Below are 25,046 nucleotides of genomic sequence, written 5' to 3' on the forward strand. Positions count from 1 at the left end.
TATGATAGAGCAAAAGCAGTCCTGCAATCAACTCCCCAAAGAAATTAAGCCCGCATTCGAAGAACTTCGTGTGCTAAAGCACTTAAAAGACGCGAAAATCAACAAGAAATTCGGTTATACGGCTGCCTATTTGTTTCAGCTTGTATTCGTGCTTTTGTTTATAAGCCCACAGTAATTCTCCACAACAATTCGTCCGTAACCAAAGATTCAAACCCATAAAAGTTCAGTTCCCCCATGTCCCAACTATTGGATCAGTCAAAACTCCACAACGTTTACATTGCATAATATAACCGAATTTCCCATCCACTCTTTTTAATCCTTTGGCACATTTCATACAATGAGGACACTCTATGAGAATGTCGTATTTGAATAGAAAGTCATATATTCTTTCACCTGTATCTCTAAATCTTGAAATAGTCATATTTTAAATTCCTTCATAATTCTTGATAAAATCATTCTTTCAAAGCCAATAATCACTACCGCCCTCATCTTAGTATATCAGAGCTAACAAACACACTCTCGAACAACAGGAACATATTGCCCCATTAATCCAGAAATCATCGAAATTGCTGAAGGATTTGAAAATCAAGTGGATGATACTGCTCAAGGTATTCTGTTGGAGTGGGAAGATGCCGTTCAGTATCTGCATTCGCCTGAAAAGGAAACGTAAAGTTGAGTTGGATTCCTAAGGTAATTTATAAGATAGAAGTCCATCAAGATGGGCTCTATCACATATGTGGAGTCGGTGACCCAATTAACTTAGCAAATTCAATTTGATTTAGATTATGTGTTTTCCTCAGTCTTTTTACATTTCCCCCTATGAATTTCAAAGAAATCCCTCGAAAATGATTATTTAAAAATTCAACTTCTAAAATATAAAAATCCCGATGTCTCATGGCTTTGAGCCACATCGGGACTGTCTTAGTTATAAAATATCTACATTCCACCCAACCGCTGCCGCGAAGCCTCAAACAGCAGCACCGTCGCAGCCATCGCAACGTTCAGCGACTCCGCCTTGCCCTGCATCGGGATGATCACCTGCACATCCGACTGCGCGGCAACCTCCGGCGACACGCCCTTGCCTTCGTTGCCGAGGATCAGCCACGTCGGCTGCCGCAGGTCCGTGTCGTAACACGAGCGCTCCGCTTGCAGGCTCGTGGTCACAAGCCGCACGCCGCGCTCATGCGCGAGCGGCAGCAGCACCCCCAGATCTGCCTCGACAATCGGCAGATGATACATCGATCCCATCGTCGAGCGGATTGTCTTGGGGTTGTACAGATCGACCGTGCCGCGGCCGAGCACAACAGCATTAGCCCCGACGGCATCCGCGCTGCGGATAATCGTGCCGAGGTTGCCTGGGTCCTGAACGCCGTCCAGGACCACAACCAGATCATGCTCGCCAGCGAGCAGCTCATCAATGCCGAGCTGCGGCCGAGCGACGATGGCCAGCACGCCTTGCGGGGTCTGCGTGTCCGAACATTTCTCCAGCACGGCTGGGCTGACGCCAACCCATTCCACTGAAGAAGCCTGGTCAAGGTCATCCCACCCAGCTGGCGCGCCCTTTTCCAAACTATACACGATCGTTTCCACCATAGCCCCAGCACGAAGTGCCTCTTCCACCAGATGATAGCCTTCAATCAGATATTTTCCTTGCTTGTCCCGGCCGCGACGCTCCAGAAGCTGCGCCCACTCTTTGACTCTGGCATTTTGGACAGACATGATTTGGATATGTATATTTTTCATTTTCATTCAACCTACTCCGCGAAAGTCACTTCAAAAGCTTGAAGATTCGAATTTTTACCAACTAATACGAGGATATCTTCTGATCGCAGGATTTCTTCCGCACTCGGTGGAATGATCAGTTTATCATTTTGTTTGATCGCGATGACATTGCAGCCATATTTGGCCCGAATATCAAGCTGTATAAGGCTTTTGCCAACCAATTGTTTCGAAACTTTAATTTCCACAATGCTGTAATCAGCAGATAATTCGATGTAATCAACAATATTAGATGAAATTAAATGATGGGCTACGCGCTGTCCCATATCTCTTTCGGGATATACGACTTTATCTGCGCCAATTTTCTTCAAAACTTTGCCATGCAGATCATTAACGGCTTTCACGACAACCGTAGGTATGCCCATTTCTTTAAGGATTAATGTAGTCAGAATACTCGCCTGAATATCTTCGCCAATCGCCACTACAACAACGTCAAAATTGCGAATACCCAGTGCTCTCAATGCTTCCTCATCGGTCGAATCGGCTTGTACGGCATGTGTGACAATCGAGGAAATTTCCTGTACAGTGTCTTCCCGAGAATCAATCGCCATCACTTCGAAACCTAGCTGTGACAACGTTCTTGCGACACTGGAGCCGAATCTTCCCATGCCAATAATGGCAAATTGCTTTCTCATCAGCTTATGTTTCCCCCAAATTCCAAGTTAATGTTCAAAGTATAACATAGAACTGTCCCCCATCTCACTCTCAGCCAAAGGTGGTGAAGTGTGGGAGGATGAACGGGCGGCATCTTGCACATATTAATAGCGATAACGACATGGAAGCGAGGTCCACATATGAATATTACTTTAAGACAGGCCATCGTCCAGCGAGTCCAGAATAAATCGAATGATGAACTTCAAGAAGTTATTGAAGATTCCATCGGCGGAGAGGAACGGGTATTGCCGGGGCTTGGTGTGCTTTTCGAAATCATATGGCAGCATAGTGAATCTAATATTCAAAACCAACTGGTCGAAACGCTTAAAGATCATCTCGAATGAAACGATGTCATTGGTTAGCCAGGGGACTGCTTAGGCAATCCCTTGGCTGCTTTATCCCAACACATCTGGGAATTGGCAAGCAGCCGGATATCTTCCACTCCATCTTCCCGCCGCAGTGCCATCTAGATAAGAAGGCCAGTTTGATTGAATTTGCTCCAGAATATCATGAAAAGTCTCAAACGGATAATAGGCCGTACCTTCCTCCTTCAATTACTTCGCCAAACTCGCTCAATGTTCCATCTTGAATCCAAGAAGCCCAAACTCATGTTAACCCTAGCCTTGCCAGATAGCAACAAAAAAGAGGTTATCCCCAGGTAGTGAACCTAAGTGGACAGCCTCGTCTTTGTACGACAACTTATAGAATAGCATCTATTTTCAGCGGAGATGGCCTCTCGCAGCTGCTTTGCATCACATAGTGCTTGCCTGAATCTGACGCATCATGGAAGCCATGCATCGCTTCCAGTACATGGTAAGCCAATTCGCCGTTGGCACGATGAGCCTCTTTCTCACCGGTAATCAAGGCTTCAGCCATAGCGGCAACGCCAAGGCCGCGACTATTCTCCGTGTAACCATGTGACAGCGGAATAGGTTCCCAATCAGAGCCATGCTTGCGAATCATGACTTGACCGCCGAACGTGTTCGGGTCCGGGATGCGCAGAGAGCCTTGACTGCCATACACTTCAAGGTTTGGCAGCTGAGTGCCTCCCATAATATCGAAACTTGTCACGAGTGTGGCAATCGCTCCGTTATGGAAATCGAGCACGCCAGCAATATGAGTAGGTGTTTCTACTACGATTTTTTGCCCACGCTTCTTCTCGCTCATGATCGTTCGCTCCGCGAAGCTAATATTCGTGGAGCCCGTCACTCGGCGAATCGGGCCCAGCAAAGCCACGAGGGCTGTCAGGTAGTAAGGACCCATGTCGAACATCGGGCCGCCGCCCTTGGCATAGTAGAATTCAGGATCCGGATGCCAATGCTCGTGCCCTTTTCCCATCATGAAGGCCGTTGCGGCGATTGGCGTACCGATCCAGCCGTCATTGATAAGCTTCACGCATGTTTGAATGCCACCGCCAAGGAACGTGTCCGGCGCACTGCCCACTAGCAATCCTCGAAGGCGGGCAACCTCCAGAATCTGTTGTCCTTCTTCACGCGTGACCGCTAACGGCTTCTCCACATAGACATGCTTGCCAGCTTCAAGCACTTGCAAACAGACTTCTGCATGCACAGCTGGGATCGTCAGGTTGATCACAATATCAATATTGGCATCCTGCAGAAGCTCTTGAACAGAGTAGGCATGCGGAATGTTGAATTCCTCAGCTCTGGCTCTGGCGCGGTCTACATCAATATCTGCACAGGCCAGCAGTTCCAAATGCGCAAAGTTAGGGATATTTTTCATATACGCTGCACTAATATTCCCACAACCGATAATACCGACTTTCTTCTTGCTCATTCCTTTGTTCCCCCTAATGTTATCTAGTCGCCCACAATAAACCGCGACGCATGAGTTCAAGTGTTTCCGGCATGCGGACAATATTGGCCTGATGCCCTAATGAATTATAATAAACTTTGCCCGCTCCATAGGTTTTGGTCCACACAACAGGCATCTCCACATCGCCGAAATCCGTTACCGCATGAACCTGAATGGCGGGGTCCACATGCATATAATACTTCTCAGACACGACCACGAAATCTGCCATTCCCGCTGTAAGAATATGTCCTGTATCCTTCATCCGAACCGTATAAGTCACACCGTCATTGCCAGGATGCGCTACCCACTGCCCACCTACCATGTATTGATACTCCACTTCATTACGGAAAGAATCGCCCATACCGCCGTGGCAGCCTGCGATGCCTGTTCCGCCTTCCTTGACCGCAGCGATCAAGGGTTTCAGTTGTTCGCTTTCAATTGTTCCCATCGTCCACACAGGCACAATGAGATCAACACCTGCAAGGCGTTCCGCATCTCTGAAGCTGTCCAGGGTATCGGAGACCTCGACCCCATACCCTTCGTTGCGCAGCACATCCGCCAATATCCCTGCTACCTCTTCCGGCTGATGGCCATCCCAGCCTCCCCAGACGATTAATGCCTGTTTACCCATACACAGCTTGCTCCTCTCATTTGCCTATCTCTCTTACACTTCACTTATGCTCACCCAACGACGTTCTGCAATCGATTGATCCACGGCTTCCAGCACTTCCTGGCATTTCACGCCATCATGGAAATTGGGAACCGGCTGGCGGTCCTCTGATATCGCAGTCATTAACTCCACAACCTCATGAACAAAGGTATGCTCATAGCCAATTGTATGTCCCGCAGGCCACCAAGCATCCATATAAGCATGAGGGGCATCTGTCGCCAGCACACGTCTGAAGCCCTGAACATCCTCGTCATCACTTGTAAAATACACCTGCAGTTCATTCAAACGCTCAAAATCAAACTTCACACTACCCTTACTGCCATTAATTTCAAAAGAATTCGTGCACCTGTGCCCTGGCGCAAACCGAGAAGCCTCGAAGCTGCCGAGCGCGCCATTCGCAAAACGCGCCATAAACAGCGTCGCATCATCCACCGTAACAGGACCGGTTGGAGCATCCTTGCTTCCCTTGGCGCTGAGACCGGTCATCTCGGTAGGCAGCGGGCGCTCTTTGACGAACGTTTCACTCATTCCGATCACTTCCTTCATGTCGCCAATCAAGAAATGAGCCAAATCGATCAGATGCGCACCCAAATCTCCATGCGCCCCGGAACCGGCGATTTCCTTCTGAAGGCGCCAAACCAAGGGGAATGTTGGATCTACGATCCAATCCTGCAAGAACCAGGCGCGGAAATGGTAGATATCGCCGAGGCGGCCGCTCTCGACCAACTTCTTCGCGAGCTGCACCGCTGGAGCGAACCGATAGTTGAAGCCCACCATGTGCTTCACCCCGGCTGCTTCCGCCGCCTCCAGCATTTCCCTCGCATCCGCAAGGGTCAACGCCAGCGGCTTCTCACAGAACAGATGCTTGCCGGCCTTGGCGGCGGCCAGCGCAATTTCCTTGTGCGCATCACTGGGCGCATTGATATCGACAATGTCGATCTCGGGATGCGAGACCAGATCGCGCCAATCGGTGACATACCCGTCCCAGCCGAATTTCTCGGCCGCTTCATTAACACCGTTAACATCTCTGCCGCAGATGAGCTTCATCTTCGGCACCGCTGTTTGTGGGAAGAACATAGGCGTATCTTTGTAGGCATGGCTATGCGCCTTCCCCATAAATTTATAGCCGACCATGCCAATATTGAATGATTTCGTAATCATGATTAAATGCCTCCTTATAATCGTGTTATTCCTTCACTCGCTATTACCCAATTTCAAGACTTTTGACTTCGATTGGCCTGATTTCCTTTGGATGATTGTCTGACAACCACTTGGGTCGGCAGCTTAATGCGCGCTGGATGAACCGCTTCTCCATGAAGAACGCCCGCCAATACGCCACGGGCGGCTTCCTTGCCCATTTCGAAGAAAGGAACGCTTATGCTGCTTAGCGGAGGATCACTAAGTTTGGCCGCATCGGAGTCATCGCAGCCAATCACGGCGAAGTCCCGTCCGCCTACCCAGCCTCGCTCTCGAAGCGCTTGCATCAAGCCGATAGCCATGCGATCATTGGCAGCGAATACCGCTTCAACTTGATCTCGCAGCTCCCATAAGCGCGAGGCTGCTTCATAGCCGCTTTTGCGGCTGTAATTACCTTCGAGCAGCAGTTCTGGAGCGACTTCCAGCTTCGCATCCTGCATGGCCTTCCTATATCCCTCAAGTCGATCGACGGAATTCGAGTATCCCAGCGAGCCGTTCAAGAAGGCAATCTTTCGGAAGCCCTCATCCTGCAAGTGCCGAACGGCTTGATAACTGCCTTCCACATGATCAGCATCTACCTCATGGAAAGACAACCCTTCGAATCGCTGATTAACCAAACAGAAGGGATATCCTTGTTCTTGCAAGTGCATAAGCGATTCCCGCTGACCTGGCGTGTCTCTGGCGCCCAGAATCACACAAGCGTCTACTTTCTGAGAACGATAAAGCGAGGCGTAGTCCAAGCTCTCATCCGGTTTCATTAGCGACAACAGCAGGTCATAGCCCAGTTCCCGCACTTGTTCGGCGATGCCGCTTAATATTTCGGAGAAATAATAAGCAGAGAACAGATGCACTTTAGGCATATACGGCAGCACTACGCCAAGATTCCCGCTGCGTCTTCTCGCGAAACTTTGGGCAATCGCGTTCGGATGATATTTCAACTGCTCGGCGGCTTCCAGAACTCGCGCCTTGGTAGTAGGCTTCATCGGTCCGATGCCATTAAATACACGAGAAACGGTCGCTTCAGATACCTTAGCCAGCTCTGCTACCTCTTTTCTTGTTACCATGAATAACCCTCCTTTCATTGCTATGTTCGTCCGTTATGTACACGCGTACATTTTCTCATTTTCCAGGCTTCATTGTCAACAACTAATGTTCGTCGATCTTTTTCGTCATAATTCGACATTTTCATTAAAGTTTCACAAAGGCATCTTGCGAATTATGCTATTTTTTGGAAAATAAACTAATTTATAATATTGTCTACAGCTTGCCTTTCGTTTTATGATAAAAGATAAATGAACAACTATGATGTGGGAATGAGTGATCGCAATGAAATCAGTCTGGCGCCTTTTTCACTTGGCCACAGCAACAACCTTAGGTACTCTGCGGAGTACCCATCAAGTCACTCGTATTCACCATCGCCATAATCTTCAAGACCTGATTCATAAAGCGATTCGCCCTCCCAGAAGTGTCTCTAGCGCATCGTCCTCCTGTGTCCTTCTCATGCTCGACATCGATCGTTTTCGACACATCAATGCCTCCTTCGGCTATCGATATGGTGACCTTCTGCTTCACCAAGTAGCGGAGAGGCTGCAAACCGTTCCACATTGTGACCTTGTTGTTCAAACAGGCGATGATGAATTCGGACTTCTTTTATGTACAGAATCGCAAGAACAGATGGCTTCACTTACCTATCAAGTCCAACACCTCTTTGATAAACCCTTTCTTTTTATGGAACAGATTTGCTATATTAACGTCAGCATAGGGACAAGCCAGATTAATCCCCCTGTTTCCATCGAACAAGCCATGCAACAGGCAGATCGAGCTTTGTTAGCGGCCAAACAGACAGGCAAAAACAAACTGGTTGCATACCACTCACTGCTTCAACAACCATTCACCAACCAAGTTCAAATGGAAACCGAACTGCGCCAGGCTATTATAGAAAATCAGCTCATGCTCTACTATCAGCCGCGTCTTGAGCTTTCGACAGGGAACATTATTTGCCTGGAAGCTTTGGTGCGCTGGAATCATCCTACACTCGGCCTGATTCCTCCGAACGAGTTTATTCCGCTTGCAGAAGAGAGCGGCTTAATTCTATCGCTTGGCGAGTGGGTCCTTCGGGAAGCTTGTCTACAGAAAGTGAGATGGCTAGAAGCAGGTATCCTGAACTACCAGATTGCCGTCAATATCTCTCCTTGTCAGTTTCAAGATGAAGGCTTCTCTGATAAAGCCATTCATATTATCGAAAAGACAGGCATTGATCCTTCTTACTTGGAATTCGAAATTACTGAAAGCTCCATTATGCAGAATATGGAGACAACCATTGCAGTCTTGGAAAAACTATGCAATAAAGGCATTTCCATTTCAATCGATGATTTCGGAATCGGCTACTCATCCCTCAATTACTTAAAGCATTTTCCTATTCATTGCTTGAAAATAGATCGATCCTTTGTCCAAAATATCCAATGCAACAAGGACGACTTGGCCATTACTAATGCCATTATCCATCTTGGACATGCCCTTAACGTACAAGTTGTTGCCGAAGGCGTAGAAGAATTAAGCCAGCTTGAAATATTGAAAGAAACGACCTGTACGACCATTCAAGGCTATTTGTTAAGCCCTCCCGTTTCTGTCTACGAAATCGAGCGAAGCTTTGACCAATACAACAACAGGCCGGTTATGATTTCATAACCGGCTGTAAGATCTGGAATAGCGTCTGATTTTGGCAAAAATGCGTTTGTCTGTTAAGCGACGGAAAATGAATGGATCTGGACTCGTATTGACTTCGAGAATCCAAGGATGCAGGTCATGATCCAGAGCGACATCGACTCCGATTTCCTTAACCCCTTTATATCGCGCATTCATTGCATTCGCTATTTGGACCCCGAGCGTACGCAGCTTCTTGATGTAACCCTTCCGTTGACTTCCTGGCAAATAACTGTGCAGCAGCGTTTCTACGGATTTCAAAGTGCCTCCGTTATGGAAATTCGTCACAATCTTGCTCGGATGCGCTACACGGCCAATAATCCCCGTTGTTTCCCACGTTTGAAGCGGCGTTTTCTGCACCATAACCCTCAGATCAAATCGGTTCCCTCTGTATTTGAGCAAATGAATCCCTTTTTGTGCCAAATAGGGTCGACTCTTCGTCACTCGGCTGATAGAAGCATACATCTCTTCGAACGTTTTAAACTTTCTTACCGTTACGCCGGACTGATACGAAAAAAGCTGCTCTTTTTCCTTCTCTTTTTCTTCTGCTTTCCCGGATTCAGCTTGTTCTACGCGGATAACACCATTTCCAAACATCCCGACATTCGGTTTGATATAAACCATTTTATACTGTGCGAGCATTTGTTTAAGTGTCTCTAACGTCATCCGTTTCGTCGTTGGCACATATTGCCTGAGCGATGCCCTCGCTTCCACAGCCTTCGTCTTGCCAATCTTGCTCATAATATACCGGGGATAACGGATCCCGCTCCGTTTCTTGGGAGTCTTCTTCATGTTCTGCCTCCAGCTTCAGTCTATACAAATCGGCCAATGATTGTGCTGTGGCCTGCCAGCTGAATTGCTTCACGACATCTTGCCGCGCCTGTCTGGCTAAGCATATCGCCCGTTCCTTTTGCTTCGCGATGGCCACAATTCCCTCTGCGAATGCCTTGGGACTTCGGAACGAACGTATCAATACACCGTTATGCTCATGCCGTATCACTTCTTTGATACCGCCATTGGCTGAGGCAATAACAGGCAGCCCAGATGCCATTGCTTCCACATTGACAAGTCCGAACGCCTCATGCTGTTGGGATGGACAGACGAAGCAATTCGCAAGCCCATAGACATGATGCATCCTGCGATGCGGGATATTCCCTAAGAACTTCGTGGGCACCGCAAGCTTCTTGGCCTTTTTCTGCAGCGCTGCTTTGAATCCTTTGCTTTGCTCTCCGCCTGCGATTAGCAGCTTCATGTCAGGAACGGATTTCCTGGCCAAATGGACAGCGCGAATCAGCAGAGAAATCCCCTTGCGCCTAATCAGTCTACCTGCGTACAAGACCTGAAAACCGCTGCCAACGCGGTATTTCTTCCTAAGTCGTCTGATCGCATCCGTCGATCTTGGACTAAACCTGTCTACATCGGTGCCCAGATAGATCTTGTGAACCTTGCCGCTTTGTTTAGGGTATAACCTTACTAACTCTTGTTCCAGTGAGCTGCTATTCGCTACAATCCAGTCCACTTTGTCTAAATGCTTGGCACACCTCGCCATTGACGCATAAGGCGGCTTCATGAAGGTCAAAGAGTGCATGAAGAGCGAGACCGGTATACGGGGAAAATGCTTCTTCACCATAGCCGCATAGTAGGGTCTATTATCAACTTGAATCCAATCATACGTCTTTCCGCGAGTGGCCTTGAGTACTTCATGCAAATACCGGTTTTTGCTCCCTGTTGGAACTCTAACGATCGTGAGCTGACCCTCCCGCGTCACATGAGCGTACTTCATATGCCGCCTTGAGATGACGGTTACATGGTGCTCTTTGGCAAGCTGGCGTGCGATAGCGTGTATGCATATTTCGACGGAACCACCCAAAACTGGGGGTACTGGAATCTGTTCAGGAGCAACAATCAAGACGTGCACGTCTGAGTTCACTTCCTTACCTGCCAGTGTAGGATTACTTGATTACCCGTACCTATTGTATGAAGCGAACCGACCATTGGCGACTAAAATGCAAGAAGAGGCCATCCCCCAGATGATCATCTGGGAAAGGCCTCTTCTTGCTATTCACGCTTATGGAGCACTCGTTAGAAACTTCGCGGTCGGATTCTTCTCAACGGAAGATCTGAGTGCATATTCACTCTCGAACAAACCTACATAGTTGCCCTTTTTGTCTTTCACCAACTGGGAGTTAATCCGGAACTTGCTTGGATCAATCTTCTCGTCCACAATCCAACGCGCGAACTGATAGTTCTGGCGCTGTAATAGGATGTCCACGCCATATTCCGATTTCATCCGGTGCTCAAGCACCTCGAATTGCAGTTGGCCGACAACACCAAGGATCATATCTTCGAACCCAAATGTCGTGAACACCTGGATCATACCTTCTTCTGTCAACTGATCAATCCCTTTGAGGAACTGCTTTTGCTTCAAAGCATTTTTGATCGAAACCTTACTGAAGAGCTCCGGCGAGAACGTTGGCAGCTCGTCGAAAACAATCTCTTCGCCTTCGCTGAGCGAATCTCCAATTTGGAAAATACCAGGGTCGAACAACCCGATAATATCTCCAGGATAAGCCGTCTCCACGATATCGCGATCTTGGGCCAAAAATTGCTGCGGCTGAGCGAGTTTAATATCTTTGCCGATACGAACATGCTTCACGGACATCCCGCGTTCGAACTTGCCGGAAACGATCCGCAAGAAGGCAACACGGTCGCGATGGGCCGGGTTCATATTTGCTTGAATTTTGAACACATAACCGGAAAACTTCTCTTTCGTAGGCTCAATTAAGCCTGCTGTACTGTTCCGCGGCTCCGGCTTGGGCGCAAGTTGCAAGAAATTCTCAAGGAACGTCTGAACACCGAAATTGTTCACCGCACTGCCGAAGAAGACAGGCGTAAGCTCACCCTTAAGCACTTTCTCCATGTCAAAAGGATCTCCCGCGACGTCGAGAAGCTCGATATCCTGGCTTAATTGCTTGTGCAGGAATTCACCGGCAATTTGTTTCACCAAGGGATCATCAACGCCATCCACTTTGCGAACTTGAATATCTTTGTGATCATCGCCTTGATACAGCTCCAATTGCGATTTGCCGCGATCGTACACGCCGCAGAACTGTTTGCCCGAACCAATCGGCCAGTTCATTGGGTAGGAACGAATACCGAGTACTTCCTCCAATTCTTCCAACAGCTCAAAAGGATCACGGCCTTCGCGATCCAATTTATTGATAAAGGTGAAAATCGGGATACCGCGCATCCGGCACACCTGAAACAGCTTCTTCGTCTGTGTCTCTACCCCTTTGGCCACGTCAATAAGCATCACTGCGCTATCCGCGGCAGTCAGTGTCCTATACGTATCCTCACTGAAATCTTGGTGACCAGGCGTATCCAGAATGTTGACTCGATGACCTTCATAATCAAACTGCATCACACTGGAAGTAACCGAGATACCACGCTGCTTCTCAATCTCCATCCAGTCTGATGTAGCATGTTTACTGGCTTTACGACCTTTGACCGTACCTGCCATCCGAATGGCTCCCCCGAATAGAAGGAGTTTCTCAGTCAGTGTTGTTTTCCCCGCATCCGGGTGAGAAATAATCGCGAACGTCCGTCGTTTAGCGACTTCCGTCTCGAGAAGTTTAGAGAGTTGCGTTGTCATTTGTTAGTTTATTCCCTTCTGCTTTTACATGAATACAATTTCTTCAGACCTGCGCTTTTTGCAAATCGATGCTCCAGTTCGCTTCATCAAGGAACGTACGATTGCTGAATTCTCGCCCTCGCACGACGACCTTATCCGCAAATACCTGCACATAGATACCTTGCGTTTTCATCTTGGCTTCCTGCTGATAGGCACGGTTTAACGTCCTTCCAACCGAAGCATTGTGGAAAAAATGAAACGTTTCTTGCACGTAATGAGGCGTTCCATTCTGGAAATCCTGATGACGATGTCCGCAGAACACGAATACATTTTTGTAGGGCTTTAGAATTTCGCGGAATTTAATAGCTCGGATTAATTGATGCGATCCCCCGTCTGCGCCGTTAGGCGGCAAAGGTTGATGCGTCATGACGAACAAGGGTCTTCCCGGCTGGTATAAACTTTGGACACGTTCTTTGAACCAAGCCAACTGTTCATCGGAATACCATGCGCCTTCCCCGACTTCCGGTTTCTCTTGCACATAGGCTTCTTGCGACAGCAGCAGGATCGAGTGCCCCTTGGTCGTGAAATCATTATAAACTTGCGAGTAGCCAAAAAATTTCTTGAACTGCTCTCTGCTCATCTGATCACTTTTGCCATTCGGAACGGCAGCTTGATCCCAGCTATTCGCTTTATTGATCCAGATCGTGTAGTAATCATGATTCCCCATATTCGCATGAACAGGCGGAAGTTTATATTCACTTACAATGGTACGCAGCTCTTTATAATCTCGTTCCGTCCCCGTATCCGTCAAGTCACCCGTCAACATAATCGCATCGACAGGACCGTCGAACTGCTTAATATCATCCAATGCTTGCCGCAGCTTCTTCCCCGTCGATGGATCACCGACACTGACATGCAGATCGCTTAATATAAAATAGGACATAAGCGGGCCTGTTGGCAGCGGCTCAGTCGTCGTTTGCGCCACTGGTTGCGCGGGTTCAGGCTTGATCGATGAGACAGCAGGCTGATTTGCCTGCATAAATTTGTTCTTCACCTTTTGACTGAAAAAGGCACTTAATCCAACCAATGCAGCCCCAATGGCAAGCAGCCATCTGATAAAAGCTCTCCGCGACATAAAAGCACCCCAAGTATACTAATAAGATTTACTCCGTACTTGCTATTATACCATAAAAAATCCAACAGGCAGAGTCGCCTGTTGGATTTTATGCAGTGTTGTCTTAGGTTAAAACCGTTGTCTTCTGTACGGCAGCCCAATCCACTTCCCCTTCATGTTGACCGTTAATCGGCCACCACTTGAAGCCATCCTGACTCAGCAGCTCAGTTGCTTCAACAGGACCCCACGATCCGGCTGAGTAATGCTTGAGATCAGCGGATTGCTCCGTCCAAGCTGCTGCGATACGATCAACATAAGACCAAGCGAGCGCAACTTCATCCCAACGGGTGAAATACGTCGAGTCACCGCGCGTAGCATCATGCAGCAAACGTTCATAAGCTTCCGGCGTGTTGATGCCGATCTGACAGCTTTGGCAGAAATCCATAGCAACCGGAACAATTACGCCTTCAGAACCTGGCTGTTTCGCATTCATCTTCAGATAAATGCCTTCCATCGGATTTACGCGGAATACCAGCAAATTCGGTTCAAGCTCGTGCTTTTTGGCTAAGTAAACATTATTCGGAATGTTCTTGAATTCGACCACGACTTCCGTCGTTTTGACCGGGAGCCTTTTCCCTGTTCGGATGTAGAATGGCACTCCCGCCCAGCGGAAGTTGTCCACATGCACTCTTGCAGCAAAATACGTTTCTGTCGTCGATTCCGGATTAACCGAATCTTCCTCACGGTAAGCCGGCAAATCCTTGCCGCGGCTCGTTCCGCTCGCATATTGCCCACGCACCACATTCGCACGCACGTCGTCACCGGATTCGAACAGACGCAAGGAGCGAAGCACCTTCACCTTCTCGTCGCGGATATCTTCCGGATGCAAGCGGCTAGGCGGCTCCATCGCCATCATCATCAGCATTTGCAGCATATGGTTTTGACCCATATCGCGCAAAGCTCCGGAGTGGTCATAGTAACCACCACGCTCTTCGACACCAACGGTTTCGCTGAGCGTAATTTGAATATTAGCTATGTATTTATTATTCCAAAGCGGTTCAAAGAAAGCATTCGCAAAACGTACGAATTCGATATTTTGCACCATTTCTTTGCCTAAGTAATGATCGATGCGGTAAATATCTTTTTCTTCGAACACTTGGCGAAGTTGTCCATTCAATCGTTCTGCGGACGGCAGATCGTAGCCAAATGGCTTTTCAATCACAAGACGGTGCCAACCTTTGGTTTCCAGCAAGCCGCCTTCGCTTAAATTGTAAGACACGTTGCCGAAGAGCTCTGGCGCCAAGGCCAGATAGAACAAACGATTGCCGCCTGTTTCGTATTTCTCATCCAGCTTGCTTGTGAGCACATTCAATTCGTGGAATCCAGCCACATTGTTAATGTCCAGCGACATATATTCAAAGCGCTCTGCAAAACGTTCCCACTCGGCCTCGTCTGCAATTTTGTAACGCGCAAAATCTTGAATCGAGTTTTTCACGTCATCGCGAAACTGCTCATTCGTGCGCGGTCTGCGGGCCAGACCTACAACTGCAAAATTTTCTCCTAATTTACCCTCGCGATAAAGGCTATAGAAGGCTGGAAACAGCTTTCTTTTCGCCAAATCACCCGTTGCTCCGAAAATATAGAATACAGCTCCACTCATCTATGCATCATTCTTTCTCTATTAGAATAAAGTCAATATGCTTAGCATACCTAAAATTGTCAAGCTATTCAACTTTTCTGAGTATTTTTACTAATAACATTTTCTTATACCAAACTAGACATTTGTCTATACCGATCGCACTAGCACCGAATAGGCTACAGTACACAATACTACGGAGGTGCCCTTAACCTTATGCAGCCCATTCATCCGATTACTGAAAAATCCTGCCGCAGCTTTTGCGGAAAGCCTGTTCTCATTTATTTGACCAATGGTTCCGAAATCTATGGTGTCCTAAGTCGTCTAGAAAAAAACAGCTTAATTCTCAATGAAGAAACTCGTCCCAAACTCAGCTCGACTGCCAAAAAAGTTAAACCGAGCAAGTCTGTAAAAACGAAACAAGCGAAATCAACAAGTCATAATCCGTCTCCGAATCCTATCCCTACCGGCTTTTCATCCTTCGGTCTTCCGCTCTTTGGGGGCGCAGCCCAGGCACCGTTGGGAGCCCTGAACATTCCGCTGAGCCAAGTTTCAGCCATCTTCAGCCCATAAAAAAAACGGCTGTTTTCAGGTAGATACGTCTACTTGAAGACAGCCCCTCTCACCTATCGGCCGATCCGTTTACTCATTCGGTAGCAGCTCAACTCTGCAAGGTATTCTTTGATCTCATATCCCTGTCTGGCATAGAAACCGATGGCGTTAGGGTTGCTGTCATCGACAAAAAGCTCCGCGGAATGGCAGCGCTCACTTTTCCCAAAGTCTTCAGCCATCTTCATCAGTTCGCGCCCCCTGCCTTTGCCCTGTTCACGGGCGTCAATGGCCAGCATATCCACGAACAAGACATGCGATTTGCGGGTTACCGAGATGAAACCGAAGGGCTGTTTCAGGCCTTTGGCAAGGACAAATGTTTTGTTGTGATTCAGCCGCTTGCGTATTTCCGCAAAAGTTATAGAAGCACCTGTGTCATATAACCTGGAAAAGGGTACTAACTGTTCAACAACCAATCGATGGATTGCCCGGTCGTCAACAGAAGGCAATCGTTTGCGAATCATAGGGCACCGCCTCCACAAGAAGCAATAATGCTATCTTATGTTGGTAATTCGTGAAATGACCCCCTCTGCAAACGCACATCTTAATTGTTCCATCGCAGCAAGTACCAATTTACCCCAGTGCCTGCGAATGGTATACTATACATAAGCGAAATGAGGTGTTTTGAATGATCAATGCCTATCCACCAATCACAGCGATAAGCAGCTATCAGACCCATAAGGATTATTACCGTGTCAGCGCCGTCCGGGCGACCTCCGGTGGGAAATCAACCACCATAAGGGAATCTCTGAACATGCCCTTCGAGGGACTGCCTTACAAGCAATTCGCCCAGAAAGCCGCCAAAGGGGTGGCCGGATTTGTTCAATCCGCCCAAGTGGTCAAACAGTCCGCACAATCCTTAATGAACGCTCGCCTATCCGCGGCTGCTTTCCCAGCTACTTCCAACCTTGCAGATGCCGATAGCGAAGCTATCCTAGAGCCTATCCGTCAATTTGTTGATACTTATAATGAATTTCAAAATAGCTTAAAGAGTTCACCTGAATACTTGAACCGTTCATTGCTGAACGGCTTTGAGCAAGCGGCTAAGCCTTATTCTTTGCAAGAGATCGGCATTACCAAGCTCGATGACGGCACCTTGCAGCTGGCGGAAGATGAGCTGCATAATCAGCTTATTAGCCCGTCAGGATCACTGCGCAGAAGCCTAGGCAGCATGACGAGCTTCGCAGCGTCCTTAGCGAACTCACTTGGCCAGCTGCAGCAGTTGCCTTCCGAGTCTCTCTTTCAGCTCTCCAGCTCGCCGCTGAAGCCCTACGGGCAATATCGCGCGCAGCTGCAGGCGTACTTGCCGGTACCGATGAGCGGATTGCTGCTCGACGCTCAGATGTAAACCAAATAACGGCCCTCGCGATGCTCATGCGCCTGCATGCTCACCTCGAGGGCCGTTTGCTGTTAAAATAACTTTTTGCCTAAAACATGATCCAGTGGAACAAAGCCGATCACACGGCTATCCATGCTGTTATTGCGATTATCTCCCATCACAAAAACATGATCATCCGGGACTTTCCATTGCTTGTTGCCGTTTGCCCGCATAGCCTCATTGATATAGGGCTCATCGAGAAGTTGCCCATTGCGATACATTTTATCATCTTTGAGCTCTAATTGATCTCCCGGCTTGCCAATTATGCGTTTGATCCAGACATGATTGTCATCGCCTTTGGTGAACAAACTAAGCAGCGGACTGTCGAGCAAATCGTTCTTGAACGTGCGTTTCATGTCAACACGCGAATCGATGATGACAATATCACCATAGTTGGGTTCATAATTAAACGTATGAGACAGCTTAGACACGTACACGCGCTGAGTGTCATGCAGCGTAGGGTCCATCGAATGACCCATAACCTTCGTGGATTGGAACACAAACACACCAAGAAACACGACTAGCACAAACGAAATGGCAATGGAACCGAACCAGCTCCAGATTTGCTTTAATAAATTCATCCTTATCGCTCCTTGTAACTTAGCTGCTACTGCTACTCTGCCAACCCATGCTTAAATGCGTAAATCGCCGCTTGCGTGCGATCTTCAACACCTAATTTGGCAAGTACATTCGTAACGTGAAATTTCACGGTCTTCACACCAATGAACAAATCGTCCGCCAACTCTTGGTTCGACTTGCCCTTCGCAATCAACCGCAGCACTTCCATCTCGCGATCCGTCAATTCCTCATGCGGCGCCGCGACAGGCTTTGGCTGGCGAAACCGATTCATGATCTTGGAGGCCACTTGCGACTCCAGAATCGACTGCCCCTTGGCGGCCGCTCTGATCGCTTGCGCGATCTCAGAAGCGCGTGACGTTTTGAGCAAATAGCTGAAAGCTCCTGCTTCTATGACTGGATACATTTTCTCATCATCCAGGAAGCTCGTCAACACGATGACTTTGCAATCCGGGTACAATTGCAGCAGCTTCCTCGTCGTTTCAATCCCGTCCATGCCTTCCATAACTAGATCCATCAGTACGACATCAGGTCGATATTCCTGAGCAAGCCGAATGCCGTCATGGCCATTGCTTGCCTCTCCGACCACTTCAATGCCATCCTCTGTTCCTAATACGGCTGCGAGTCCGATTCTTACCATTTCATGGTCATCGACAAGCAAAACTTTAATCAAAGCGTCGTCCATTTGCTTCTCCTCTCACTCCACAATGATTTCTTGACTCCTCAGCTAGCCTTCAACAACAAGTTCAGAAGCAAGTATAGGCACCCTGATTTCTATCCGTGTTCCACGATCCGGTGCCGTAATAATGTCTACGGAGCCGCCAATTTCGTTGACCCGCTCCTTCATCGATACGATGCCATAAGAAGTGAGCTTCTTCGCATCCAGTTCAAAGCCGACGCCATCATCACGAATTGCCAGACGAACACCGTCCGGACGATGCAGCAGCTTCACTTCCAGCTTGTTCGCTTTGGAATGACGCAGTGCATTCGAGAGAGCCTCCTGCACAATCCGGAATAAATGATCTTCAATTCCTTTATTTAAACGAATTTCTTCGTCCATATCCCACGTGATCGCCATCGGGACCTTCGCAGCGAGCTCCTTCAGCAGCTCCACAAGCCCTTCTGACAGCCGTTTGCCTTCCAGATGAATCGGTCTTAGATGGAGCAGCAAAGCCCTCATCTCGGACTGCGCCACAGAGGCCATTTCCTCAATCAAATGGATTTGGCGCTTGGCCTTCTCGAAATCCTTGTCCAACGTCCGCCCAACCGCCGTTGCCGTCATCGAGATCGCAAACAACTGCTGGCTCACCGCATCATGAAGCTCCCGCGCCAACCGCTGCCGCTCTTCAATAACCGCGGATAATTTGGCCTTCTCTGCGAGCTCGGCATTATCGTTGGACAATCGCTGCAAGGAAGTAACCTGTTCTTCCCAGCGCTTCATAATCCGCCCCAATTGCTCGCTGAGACGACCGATTTCATCTTCCCCATATTCGAAGCCTTCACGGGAAAATGTGCCTTTTTCCAATAGAATCATCGTTTCCATCATCGGCTCAAGCCGCCTTGTTATGCGACTGCTATTCCAATAGCCATAGCCTGCTCCTATGCTGCCGATGATCAAGATCGCCATAAAGGTAAACTTCACGCCTTCCTGCCAGTTCGCAAACGGCACGATCAAATTGCGTGATTGCAAAAAATAAATAATAGCGCCTAAGACAAAGAAACTAAAGATGATTGATTCAGCCATACTGCGCCATATCATGTTGGTTAATCGCCGTTTATAGCCGTCCAATAGGTACTGAACCTCCTCCACTACGTTACATTACTTTAATCTTGATATCTCCTACGATGTAAGAAAGAACTAGTTTCACACGATGATCACAGTGCTCATAGTTGGGTGATTGCCATGTTAATTTGTTCATTACGCCGGATTCCTTCTCATTGGCCACCTGAATTTGTCCAAAGGTCACGGAAGTAGCTACGGAGACACCGATATCATCAGGCACTTTAATGTCCACATCACCGACGACCCCTTGTAGAATCAGCGTGGTTTCTTTTTGTTCCAGGATCGCAAGGGAGAGATCAATATACGTTTCACCGATAATGTACCAGGTCGAGCTGTTGCGCAAAATCCACGGCTCGCGGCCCAAGCGGACGCTGTCCATCAGCTTTTGCTTTTGAATATACGTATCGTCCTTGTGCACTTGTTTCGATCGTATAAAAAACAGGCCTAGTGAAATTAAAACAATAGAAAACACAATTGTAATGTGATCTCCGAATAAGATGACCGCCCCGATGCCGATCAACACATAGCCCTTGCGTTCTTTACGTGAACGAACCCGATGAATACCAAGCAAGACGAGGATAATCGCAAGAATGGGGAAAAAGCCTATCGTATGATCTAGAAGCAAAAAAAGACCGGCTCCAATCAGCACAAGTGCTGTATTCCGGCTGCGGTTGTTTTTGGTTTCTTCGCCCATCGCTGCACCTCCTCTGGCTGCCTAATTTAAGTAGTTGATATAGAACCCTAGCATACCATAAGAATGGACGACCTCCAAGATGCAAATCCTTGATCGGCAAGGCTTTTTCGTGAATCTTGAAGGTCACGCCGTGCGCCGTGTCTCCGGCGCTGACGATGATTCGCGGCTATTTCTTGCCGCTCGAGTCCTTCTCATCGCTGAAGCTCTGATGCTGCCAATCCTGCTTGAGCTTGCCGCGCAGCGAGCGCAGCTCCTGCTGGAGATTGCCGCCGGCTTCCTTCAGCGTCTCACGCGACAGGCGGCCCGCGACGCGGAGGCCCTGCAGCGCTTCCCGGCCGAGCTCGCGGCCGGTCACTTCGAGCTCGCGCCATGTGTCGCGAGCCTCCTTCGGCGGCAGCCCGCCTTCCGGCTGCCGTTCACCTGCTGCGTGCCCGGCACGCAGCCCGCGCAATTCATCCGCAAGCGCCAGGCACAAGTCCTGGCTGCTTGCGTATTGCGCGCGGAACTGCTCGCTAGCGGCTTCCTCGCGCAGCTTCTCTTGCAGTGCCATCCGCGCGAGGTCCTCTTCGCCGGCGCGCATCGCCAGCTCGGCTTGCTCGCTCCGCAGCTGCGCCATCTCCTCGGCGTTCACACATAGCCGTCTCAGCTCTATCGTATGCTGCAGCGCCTCCTCATAGCGCTGCTCCAGCGCCTTGATCCCGCGCTGCCCCGATTCTGAGGCGCTGCCTCCCCGCTCATGCTTATCCAGCTTGCATGCAGCATCTTGCCAGGCCGTCTCAGCCATTTTACCAATCCGATTCAATATGCTCATTATGCCACACCTCCTATTTTCTCATCGATTAAAATTCATGATTAGACGAAACATCCTGTTTCTTCAGCATGCGGAAGCCATAAACCAACATCCACACAGCCAAACCGAGAATCAGGAGTCCAGACAATTTGAACGTCAAGATCAAAGCGCCTATGCCAAAAATCAACCATCCTATTTTCTTGTCATTCTTTATGCCGACATAGCCCAGCACCACCATGGACACCGGAACCAGCCATCCCATTAAATGACCAAATTGATGTAAACAAATCAGTAACCCTACTGTAATAAAAAGCAATGCAATACTTTTTGATCGATCCAACCTCATCTTGCCAACCGCCCTTCGTGTTTGCTTCATGTCTTCATTCTAGCTGAAACAAGTACCGCTCAAAACGGACTCGCGACTGTTTTGTTCCTAGACCTAAGTCCAGTATGGATTTGCGACCAACCATATTTTGGTCGTTGTTCCGCCTGAATGTTCGATGGTAAACTATTTAAAGCCGAGTCCGGTGCACAGACAAAGTGCCGGTACGGGGGACGATTTACTTGGGGTGAATATTTGCTCTTTCGCGGAGCAGACTAGGGAGAACCTTCTTCCCGAACCCGTCAACTAACCTCGAAGGCTCATGAAGGAGGCTCACCAATTGAATAAGCTTACAAAAGGGTTAACTAGCCTTGCTGTGTCTTTAACAGTCTTGGCAGGAGGCTTTCTTTCCCCATTTTCCGCCCATGCGGCCGAGATGGATGTGAAAGTGCAAGTCAATGATGATCTGGTCCAATTTCCGGATGCACAGCCCTATCTGGATGGCAATCATGCCACGCAAGTACCCGTGCGTTTCGTAACAGAGAAATTAGGTTATGACGTGCAATGGCACAAAGAAGGCAATCAAATCAAAGTCGTACTGAACAATGACAAGCACACCATCACTTTGGTTTCGGGTCAAAAAGAAGCTGAAATCGATAATAACACCGTCATGATGGATACCCATGCTGAATTCCAAGATGGCCGCGTTTATGTGCCTCTTCGTTTTCTTAGCAATGCTTCCGACATACCCGTTCAGTGGGACGCTAGCAGCAATATAGCGATACTTAGCAAGGATGGCAATAACCATGCACCCGATTATGAACTCTTTCAATCGACGGTCTATTCCGCAGATCCGGCTGAAAATGGCGGATATGCAGCTCTAGATTTTCTCGGCAATCCTCTTTCCGTTGGAACTGTAGCTGTTGATCCATCTGTAATCCCGCTTGGATCAAAGCTCTATATAGAAGGTTATACCTTCAATGGGTTACCAGCAGGCGGCATGTATGCCTACGCAACAGATACTGGCGGTTCTGTTAAAGGAAAGCACTTGGATATCTTTGTTCCTGGTTCCCAGACGACATTAAGAAAATTCGGCATCCAAACCATTAAAGTATATAAATTATCAAATTAAACAAATAAAAAGTTGGATTTGTGAGATCTTTTTTCACAAAATCCAACTTTTTTTATATATACCACTTGAATTTCTGATAATTCCTAGTATAATACTCGGTATAAGGTTTTAAAAAAAGGAGCTGTTCAAGATGTTCACCTACAAACACCCCATTGCCCAAACCTGGATTAATGATCATCTTGATCTATACAATTATGCTCTAGCACTAGGAGATACGGAATGGCAGCAACAAATCCTCCAAACATTAAAACAATTTGAGCTTCATTTGACTCGTCAATTTGAATTTCAACTATGGCAAATGTTTGATTCCATCAACCGAAATATGCTGAAACTATTTCAACAATTAAAAGATCACAAGCAGAACTCCACCGAAGAAGAGCAACTGCGGGAGAAAGTATGGGAGCTAAAGCTGAGACGACTTGAGATTGTGAAGTTAATTAAAGCAAATAAGGTTTAAGAATGTAGGATTGTGTTTAAATAGAAGATTCGGACGGTTAGAAACGAAGGAGAATATGGCATACAGAGGACTGCTTTGCCATGAAGTTTAACATTGTGTTCAGCCCCACTGGCATGGTTGGCTGATTACGTTCTAAGGCATGCAGATGACTGCTCTGCCGATTGGTTCTCATAAGAATTGGGAGATTCTTATGTCAATCCTTTTACATGGAAGTTTGTTTCATTTCACGCATCATATTCATCATCATCGTCATCATTTCATCGCACTCTTGCATGTTCATCATCATGTTGTCCATATCCATGCTTTCCATCATGTTCATGTCTTTCATTGTGCTCATCATCATTTTCATCGATTTCATACGGCTCATCATGTCGTCCATACACATATTCATCATCATTTGCATACACATTTTTTCCATTTGAATTCCTCCTCTGATTTTTACTCTTCTAAAAATTACTATACTTTTGACTATTATGCAATCTTTTTCTTGCAATCCCTTCTTCATCTATGCTATTATTTTTAATTACCCTATATTCCTATTAATCTTATCGGTTTATCCTGAAGTAAGGCTGCTCACTAGGTTTATAACCTTTTGAGACAGCCTTTATTTACATTTAGCTTTTTACTAGATTAGCAGCTAGTATCGGTTTCCCTCTCGGCTTATCCCCATGCGCATCAGGCTCAAGCGTAATGGCAATCGTGTCATAATTATTAGGATCGAAGGTATAATATAATCCGCCTGTTCCATTGTATGTCAGGAATGTTCCTGCATTGACAGGGGTATCTTTCCCTTTGATCAACCAGACTTGATAGGCCTCGTTATTGTTCAGTTCCGGCAATTTTTCTGCTTGGACGAGCAGGTGTGTGCCTTTTGCGTCAATCACGATCGTAGCTAAGCCCTTCGCTACAATATCTTGCGCGGTGCCGCTCAAGGTGACAACGTCATTGACTTTAACCGCTTCTGGCGGCCGATCCAGCAATGCGATGCGTAACTTCAAATCCCGGTTATCCTGCTGCAAATGATAACTATAAACACCGAGAATAAGCACGGCAGCTGAAAGTCCTCCATAAATCCAAGGCTTCCATGGACTTCTCTTGGTACCTCTTCGCTTTCGGCCTACAGCAAATCCACTCTCTACTTCTTTTGGCACCTCTACTTCTTTTGGCACCTCTACAGAATCATCACTGAAAATATGACCAAGCACGCGTTCCTTCATACCAACGGGAATTTGCACAGGTTCCGCGGCCATCGGCAAAAGGTCGACAAGTTCGATAAGCTCGGCCAGTTCAGCGGTACATGCCGCACATTCTTGCAAATGCCTTTCAAATTCAGCCCGCTCTTCCAGGTCTAGTCCACCTACTGCATACATCTCTAGATTTTCACATCCGTTTGCCGGCTTATTCATCCTTGAAGTTCCTCCTTTCCTACCCCTGCAAGCCGCCCCTTCAATTGCTTCAAGGCCAGCCTCACTCTGCTTTTCACCGTACCTAACGGAATTGCCTGATTATCGGACACTTCTTGCTGGGTGTAGCCTTGATAATAGATAAGCTCTAGCACTTGCTTTTGATCGGGATTAAGCTCATGCAGCGCCTCGCGTATTTCTTGCCCTCTCCAGCCATCCAGCGCTGCATCTTCCGTACTTTTGCCCATGTCGGGAATGCGGCTTAATTGTTCCATATCCGCTGTTTGCCCTGTGGTTCGATTTTGCTTTTTGCGCAGCAAATCGATGGCGATGTTGCGAGATAGCGTAAACATCCAACTGGTTAGCTTCCCCTGTTCGGCATCGTACCGCTCAGCAGCCTTCCAGATACGCAGGAATAATTCCTGCACCACTTCTTCTGCCATCATCGTATCTTGAACAATGCGGTAAGCAAATGCATAGATCGGTTTTTCATACTTCTCATATAGAAATTTGAGCGCATCGGCATCTTTAGCCACGATTTGCCTCATTAGTTCTTGGTCGGTATTCGTACCATTCATGAAGGATCCCCTTTCCCAAAGTCTCCTGTCTATTATATACTTCGCAAAATCTCTTGTATTGGATGATATGAAAAAAAACAAAAATTTGTTTGTGATCCTTGTGATCCATATCTGTTTATCCCTCGTTC

27 protein-coding genes, 1 pseudogene and 1 riboswitch are annotated in these 25,046 nt (G+C 47.7%); of the genes and pseudogenes, 7 read left to right on the forward strand and 21 right to left on the reverse strand.

Translation table 11 applies throughout. The features are described from left to right. Window position 1: 1 nt before the first annotated feature. Window positions 2–160, forward strand: a pseudogene (locus tag IEY34_RS38190) (IS4 family transposase); the annotation flags it as partial. Window positions 161–936: 776 nt separating this feature from the next. Here the strand turns inward: IEY34_RS38190 and IEY34_RS29965 are convergent. After that, entirely contained in the window at window positions 937–1,728 is a 792-nt protein-coding gene (locus IEY34_RS29965) for a TrmH family RNA methyltransferase (RefSeq protein ID WP_189019085.1), read from the reverse strand. Between the two features lie 26 nt (window positions 1,729–1,754). Next, window positions 1,755–2,414, reverse strand: a complete 660-nt coding sequence (locus IEY34_RS29970) for a potassium channel family protein (protein WP_189019011.1) — start codon at window positions 2,412–2,414, stop codon at window positions 1,755–1,757. 159 nt (window positions 2,415–2,573) lie between these two features. Here IEY34_RS29970 and sspI point away from each other — a divergent pair, with 159 nt between their 5' ends. Further along, window positions 2,574–2,777 carry a small acid-soluble spore protein SspI gene (gene sspI / locus IEY34_RS29975; protein ID WP_189019013.1) on the forward strand — a complete coding sequence of 68 codons (204 nt, stop codon included), beginning with the start codon at window positions 2,574–2,576 and terminating at the stop codon, window positions 2,775–2,777. Between the two features lie 355 nt (window positions 2,778–3,132). On the opposite strand, the gene IEY34_RS29980 is transcribed toward sspI, so the two are convergent. From IEY34_RS29980 to IEY34_RS29995, 4 genes are read right to left on the reverse strand one after another with little or no spacing between them, the layout of a single operon-like run. Next, window positions 3,133–4,227 (reverse strand): Gfo/Idh/MocA family protein, encoded by a 1,095-nt coding sequence (locus tag IEY34_RS29980; RefSeq protein ID WP_189019014.1) that lies wholly within the window; start codon window positions 4,225–4,227, stop codon window positions 3,133–3,135. A gap of 19 nt (window positions 4,228–4,246) precedes the next feature. Then, a complete protein-coding gene (locus IEY34_RS29985; protein ID WP_189019015.1) occupies window positions 4,247–4,876 on the reverse strand; it encodes a ThuA domain-containing protein in 630 nt (209 codons plus the stop codon). Between the two features lie 33 nt (window positions 4,877–4,909). Next, a complete protein-coding gene (locus IEY34_RS29990) occupies window positions 4,910–6,076 on the reverse strand; it encodes a Gfo/Idh/MocA family protein (RefSeq protein ID WP_189019016.1) in 1,167 nt (388 codons plus the stop codon). 53 nt (window positions 6,077–6,129) lie between these two features. Then, complete coding sequence (locus IEY34_RS29995) at window positions 6,130–7,176, reverse strand: LacI family DNA-binding transcriptional regulator (protein ID WP_189019018.1); 1,047 nt, start codon at window positions 7,174–7,176, stop codon at window positions 6,130–6,132. A gap of 262 nt (window positions 7,177–7,438) precedes the next feature. Here IEY34_RS29995 and IEY34_RS30000 point away from each other — a divergent pair, with 262 nt between their 5' ends. Continuing rightward, on the forward strand, window positions 7,439–8,800 hold the full coding sequence (locus tag IEY34_RS30000; protein WP_189019020.1) for a putative bifunctional diguanylate cyclase/phosphodiesterase: 1,362 nt from the start codon (window positions 7,439–7,441) through the stop codon (window positions 8,798–8,800). On the opposite strand, the gene IEY34_RS30005 is transcribed toward IEY34_RS30000, so the two are convergent. From IEY34_RS30005 to zwf, 5 genes are all read right to left on the reverse strand, one after another. After that, entirely contained in the window at window positions 8,795–9,556 is a 762-nt protein-coding gene (locus tag IEY34_RS30005; protein WP_229757911.1) for a YheC/YheD family protein, read from the reverse strand. The two genes, IEY34_RS30000 and IEY34_RS30005, sit on opposite strands and share 6 nt — an antisense overlap. Further along, window positions 9,462–10,733 carry a glycosyltransferase family 4 protein gene (locus IEY34_RS30010; protein ID WP_189019022.1) on the reverse strand — a complete coding sequence of 424 codons (1,272 nt, stop codon included), beginning with the start codon at window positions 10,731–10,733 and terminating at the stop codon, window positions 9,462–9,464. Before IEY34_RS30010 ends, IEY34_RS30005 begins: the two co-directional genes overlap by 95 nt. A 150-nt stretch (window positions 10,734–10,883) precedes the next feature. Beyond that, entirely contained in the window at window positions 10,884–12,467 is a 1,584-nt protein-coding gene (locus IEY34_RS30015; RefSeq protein WP_189019023.1) for a peptide chain release factor 3, read from the reverse strand. Window positions 12,468–12,510: 43 nt separating this feature from the next. Then, a complete protein-coding gene (locus IEY34_RS30020) occupies window positions 12,511–13,581 on the reverse strand; it encodes a metallophosphoesterase family protein (protein WP_189019025.1) in 1,071 nt (356 codons plus the stop codon). A 103-nt stretch (window positions 13,582–13,684) separates the two neighbouring features. Further along, window positions 13,685–15,220 (reverse strand): glucose-6-phosphate dehydrogenase, encoded by a 1,536-nt coding sequence (gene zwf, locus IEY34_RS30025; protein ID WP_189019027.1) that lies wholly within the window; start codon window positions 15,218–15,220, stop codon window positions 13,685–13,687. A gap of 192 nt (window positions 15,221–15,412) precedes the next feature. On the opposite strand from zwf, the gene IEY34_RS30030 reads away from it, so the two are divergent. Then, window positions 15,413–15,769 carry a hypothetical protein gene (locus IEY34_RS30030; RefSeq protein WP_189019029.1) on the forward strand — a complete coding sequence of 119 codons (357 nt, stop codon included), beginning with the start codon at window positions 15,413–15,415 and terminating at the stop codon, window positions 15,767–15,769. 53 nt (window positions 15,770–15,822) lie between these two features. Here IEY34_RS30030 and IEY34_RS30035 read toward each other — a convergent pair whose 3' ends face one another. Then, on the reverse strand, window positions 15,823–16,269 hold the full coding sequence (locus tag IEY34_RS30035) for a GNAT family N-acetyltransferase (RefSeq protein WP_189019031.1): 447 nt from the start codon (window positions 16,267–16,269) through the stop codon (window positions 15,823–15,825). A 164-nt stretch (window positions 16,270–16,433) separates the two neighbouring features. Between IEY34_RS30035 and IEY34_RS30040 the strand changes: the two genes are divergently transcribed. After that, entirely contained in the window at window positions 16,434–17,153 is a 720-nt protein-coding gene (locus IEY34_RS30040) for a hypothetical protein (RefSeq protein WP_189019033.1), read from the forward strand. Window positions 17,154–17,215: 62 nt separating this feature from the next. Here IEY34_RS30040 and lepB read toward each other — a convergent pair whose 3' ends face one another. The 6 genes from lepB to IEY34_RS30070 form a co-directional block, all read right to left on the reverse strand. Further along, window positions 17,216–17,764, reverse strand: a complete 549-nt coding sequence (gene lepB / locus IEY34_RS30045; RefSeq protein WP_189019035.1) for a signal peptidase I — start codon at window positions 17,762–17,764, stop codon at window positions 17,216–17,218. 32 nt (window positions 17,765–17,796) lie between these two features. Then, the gene (locus tag IEY34_RS30050) at window positions 17,797–18,444 is read right to left on the reverse strand and encodes a response regulator transcription factor (protein WP_189019037.1); all 648 of its coding nucleotides are present in this window, start codon (window positions 18,442–18,444) and stop codon (window positions 17,797–17,799) included. Window positions 18,445–18,486: 42 nt separating this feature from the next. Beyond that, complete coding sequence (locus tag IEY34_RS30055; RefSeq protein WP_189019039.1) at window positions 18,487–19,548, reverse strand: sensor histidine kinase; 1,062 nt, start codon at window positions 19,546–19,548, stop codon at window positions 18,487–18,489. Window positions 19,549–19,573: 25 nt separating this feature from the next. After that, window positions 19,574–20,236 (reverse strand): cell wall-active antibiotics response protein LiaF, encoded by a 663-nt coding sequence (gene liaF / locus IEY34_RS30060; RefSeq protein WP_189019041.1) that lies wholly within the window; start codon window positions 20,234–20,236, stop codon window positions 19,574–19,576. 166 nt (window positions 20,237–20,402) lie between these two features. Continuing rightward, window positions 20,403–21,047 (reverse strand): PspA/IM30 family protein, encoded by a 645-nt coding sequence (locus IEY34_RS30065; protein WP_189019042.1) that lies wholly within the window; start codon window positions 21,045–21,047, stop codon window positions 20,403–20,405. A 28-nt stretch (window positions 21,048–21,075) separates the two neighbouring features. Beyond that, a complete protein-coding gene (locus IEY34_RS30070; RefSeq protein WP_189019045.1) occupies window positions 21,076–21,372 on the reverse strand; it encodes a hypothetical protein in 297 nt (98 codons plus the stop codon). Between the two features lie 160 nt (window positions 21,373–21,532). Then, a riboswitch (cyclic di-AMP (ydaO/yuaA leader) is annotated at window positions 21,533–21,684 on the forward strand. A 4-nt stretch (window positions 21,685–21,688) separates the two neighbouring features. Between IEY34_RS30070 and IEY34_RS37615 the strand changes: the two genes are divergently transcribed. Beyond that, a complete protein-coding gene (locus tag IEY34_RS37615) occupies window positions 21,689–22,480 on the forward strand; it encodes a stalk domain-containing protein (protein ID WP_308423067.1) in 792 nt (263 codons plus the stop codon). A 130-nt stretch (window positions 22,481–22,610) separates the two neighbouring features. Further along, window positions 22,611–22,937, forward strand: coding sequence for a hypothetical protein (locus tag IEY34_RS30080; RefSeq protein ID WP_189019047.1), 327 nt, complete (start codon window positions 22,611–22,613; stop codon window positions 22,935–22,937). A gap of 202 nt (window positions 22,938–23,139) precedes the next feature. Here IEY34_RS30080 and IEY34_RS30085 read toward each other — a convergent pair whose 3' ends face one another. The 3 genes from IEY34_RS30085 to IEY34_RS30095 form a co-directional block, all read right to left on the reverse strand. Beyond that, window positions 23,140–23,355, reverse strand: coding sequence for a hypothetical protein (locus IEY34_RS30085; RefSeq protein ID WP_189019049.1), 216 nt, complete (start codon window positions 23,353–23,355; stop codon window positions 23,140–23,142). 196 nt (window positions 23,356–23,551) lie between these two features. After that, window positions 23,552–24,343, reverse strand: coding sequence for an anti-sigma factor (locus IEY34_RS30090; protein ID WP_189019089.1), 792 nt, complete (start codon window positions 24,341–24,343; stop codon window positions 23,552–23,554). Further along, window positions 24,340–24,918 carry an RNA polymerase sigma factor gene (locus tag IEY34_RS30095; RefSeq protein WP_189019051.1) on the reverse strand — a complete coding sequence of 193 codons (579 nt, stop codon included), beginning with the start codon at window positions 24,916–24,918 and terminating at the stop codon, window positions 24,340–24,342. The genes IEY34_RS30090 and IEY34_RS30095 overlap by 4 nt, the downstream gene beginning before the upstream one ends. Window positions 24,919–25,046 lie beyond the last annotated feature (128 nt).

The sequence above is a fragment of the Paenibacillus marchantiophytorum genome, from assembly GCF_014640555.1.
Classification (GTDB): domain Bacteria; phylum Bacillota; class Bacilli; order Paenibacillales; family NBRC-103111; genus Paenibacillus_E; species Paenibacillus_E marchantiophytorum.

Coding starts and splice junctions, on each gene's coding strand:
- IEY34_RS29970 (WP_189019011.1), bottom strand. CDS start 2,414: ATGAGAAAGCAATTTGCCATTATTGGCATGGGAAGATTCGGCTCCAGT.
- sspI (WP_189019013.1), top strand. CDS start 2,574: ATGAATATTACTTTAAGACAGGCCATCGTCCAGCGAGTCCAGAATAAA.
- IEY34_RS29980 (WP_189019014.1), bottom strand. CDS start 4,227: ATGAGCAAGAAGAAAGTCGGTATTATCGGTTGTGGGAATATTAGTGCA.
- IEY34_RS29985 (WP_189019015.1), bottom strand. CDS start 4,876: ATGGGTAAACAGGCATTAATCGTCTGGGGAGGCTGGGATGGCCATCAG.
- IEY34_RS29990 (WP_189019016.1), bottom strand. CDS start 6,076: ATGATTACGAAATCATTCAATATTGGCATGGTCGGCTATAAATTTATG.
- IEY34_RS29995 (WP_189019018.1), bottom strand. CDS start 7,176: ATGGTAACAAGAAAAGAGGTAGCAGAGCTGGCTAAGGTATCTGAAGCG.
- IEY34_RS30000 (WP_189019020.1), top strand. CDS start 7,439: ATGAAATCAGTCTGGCGCCTTTTTCACTTGGCCACAGCAACAACCTTA.
- IEY34_RS30005 (WP_229757911.1), bottom strand. CDS start 9,556: ATGAGCAAGATTGGCAAGACGAAGGCTGTGGAAGCGAGGGCATCGCTC.
- IEY34_RS30015 (WP_189019023.1), bottom strand. CDS start 12,467: ATGACAACGCAACTCTCTAAACTTCTCGAGACGGAAGTCGCTAAACGA.
- IEY34_RS30020 (WP_189019025.1), bottom strand. CDS start 13,581: ATGTCGCGGAGAGCTTTTATCAGATGGCTGCTTGCCATTGGGGCTGCA.
- zwf (WP_189019027.1), bottom strand. CDS start 15,220: ATGAGTGGAGCTGTATTCTATATTTTCGGAGCAACGGGTGATTTGGCG.
- IEY34_RS30030 (WP_189019029.1), top strand. CDS start 15,413: ATGCAGCCCATTCATCCGATTACTGAAAAATCCTGCCGCAGCTTTTGC.
- IEY34_RS30035 (WP_189019031.1), bottom strand. CDS start 16,269: ATGATTCGCAAACGATTGCCTTCTGTTGACGACCGGGCAATCCATCGA.
- IEY34_RS30040 (WP_189019033.1), top strand. CDS start 16,434: ATGATCAATGCCTATCCACCAATCACAGCGATAAGCAGCTATCAGACC.
- lepB (WP_189019035.1), bottom strand. CDS start 17,764: ATGAATTTATTAAAGCAAATCTGGAGCTGGTTCGGTTCCATTGCCATT.
- IEY34_RS30050 (WP_189019037.1), bottom strand. CDS start 18,444: ATGGACGACGCTTTGATTAAAGTTTTGCTTGTCGATGACCATGAAATG.
- liaF (WP_189019041.1), bottom strand. CDS start 20,236: ATGGGCGAAGAAACCAAAAACAACCGCAGCCGGAATACAGCACTTGTG.
- IEY34_RS30065 (WP_189019042.1), bottom strand. CDS start 21,047: ATGAGCATATTGAATCGGATTGGTAAAATGGCTGAGACGGCCTGGCAA.
- IEY34_RS30070 (WP_189019045.1), bottom strand. CDS start 21,372: ATGAGGTTGGATCGATCAAAAAGTATTGCATTGCTTTTTATTACAGTA.
- IEY34_RS30080 (WP_189019047.1), top strand. CDS start 22,611: ATGTTCACCTACAAACACCCCATTGCCCAAACCTGGATTAATGATCAT.
- IEY34_RS30085 (WP_189019049.1), bottom strand. CDS start 23,355: ATGGAAAAAATGTGTATGCAAATGATGATGAATATGTGTATGGACGAC.
- IEY34_RS30090 (WP_189019089.1), bottom strand. CDS start 24,343: ATGAATAAGCCGGCAAACGGATGTGAAAATCTAGAGATGTATGCAGTA.
- IEY34_RS30095 (WP_189019051.1), bottom strand. CDS start 24,918: ATGAATGGTACGAATACCGACCAAGAACTAATGAGGCAAATCGTGGCT.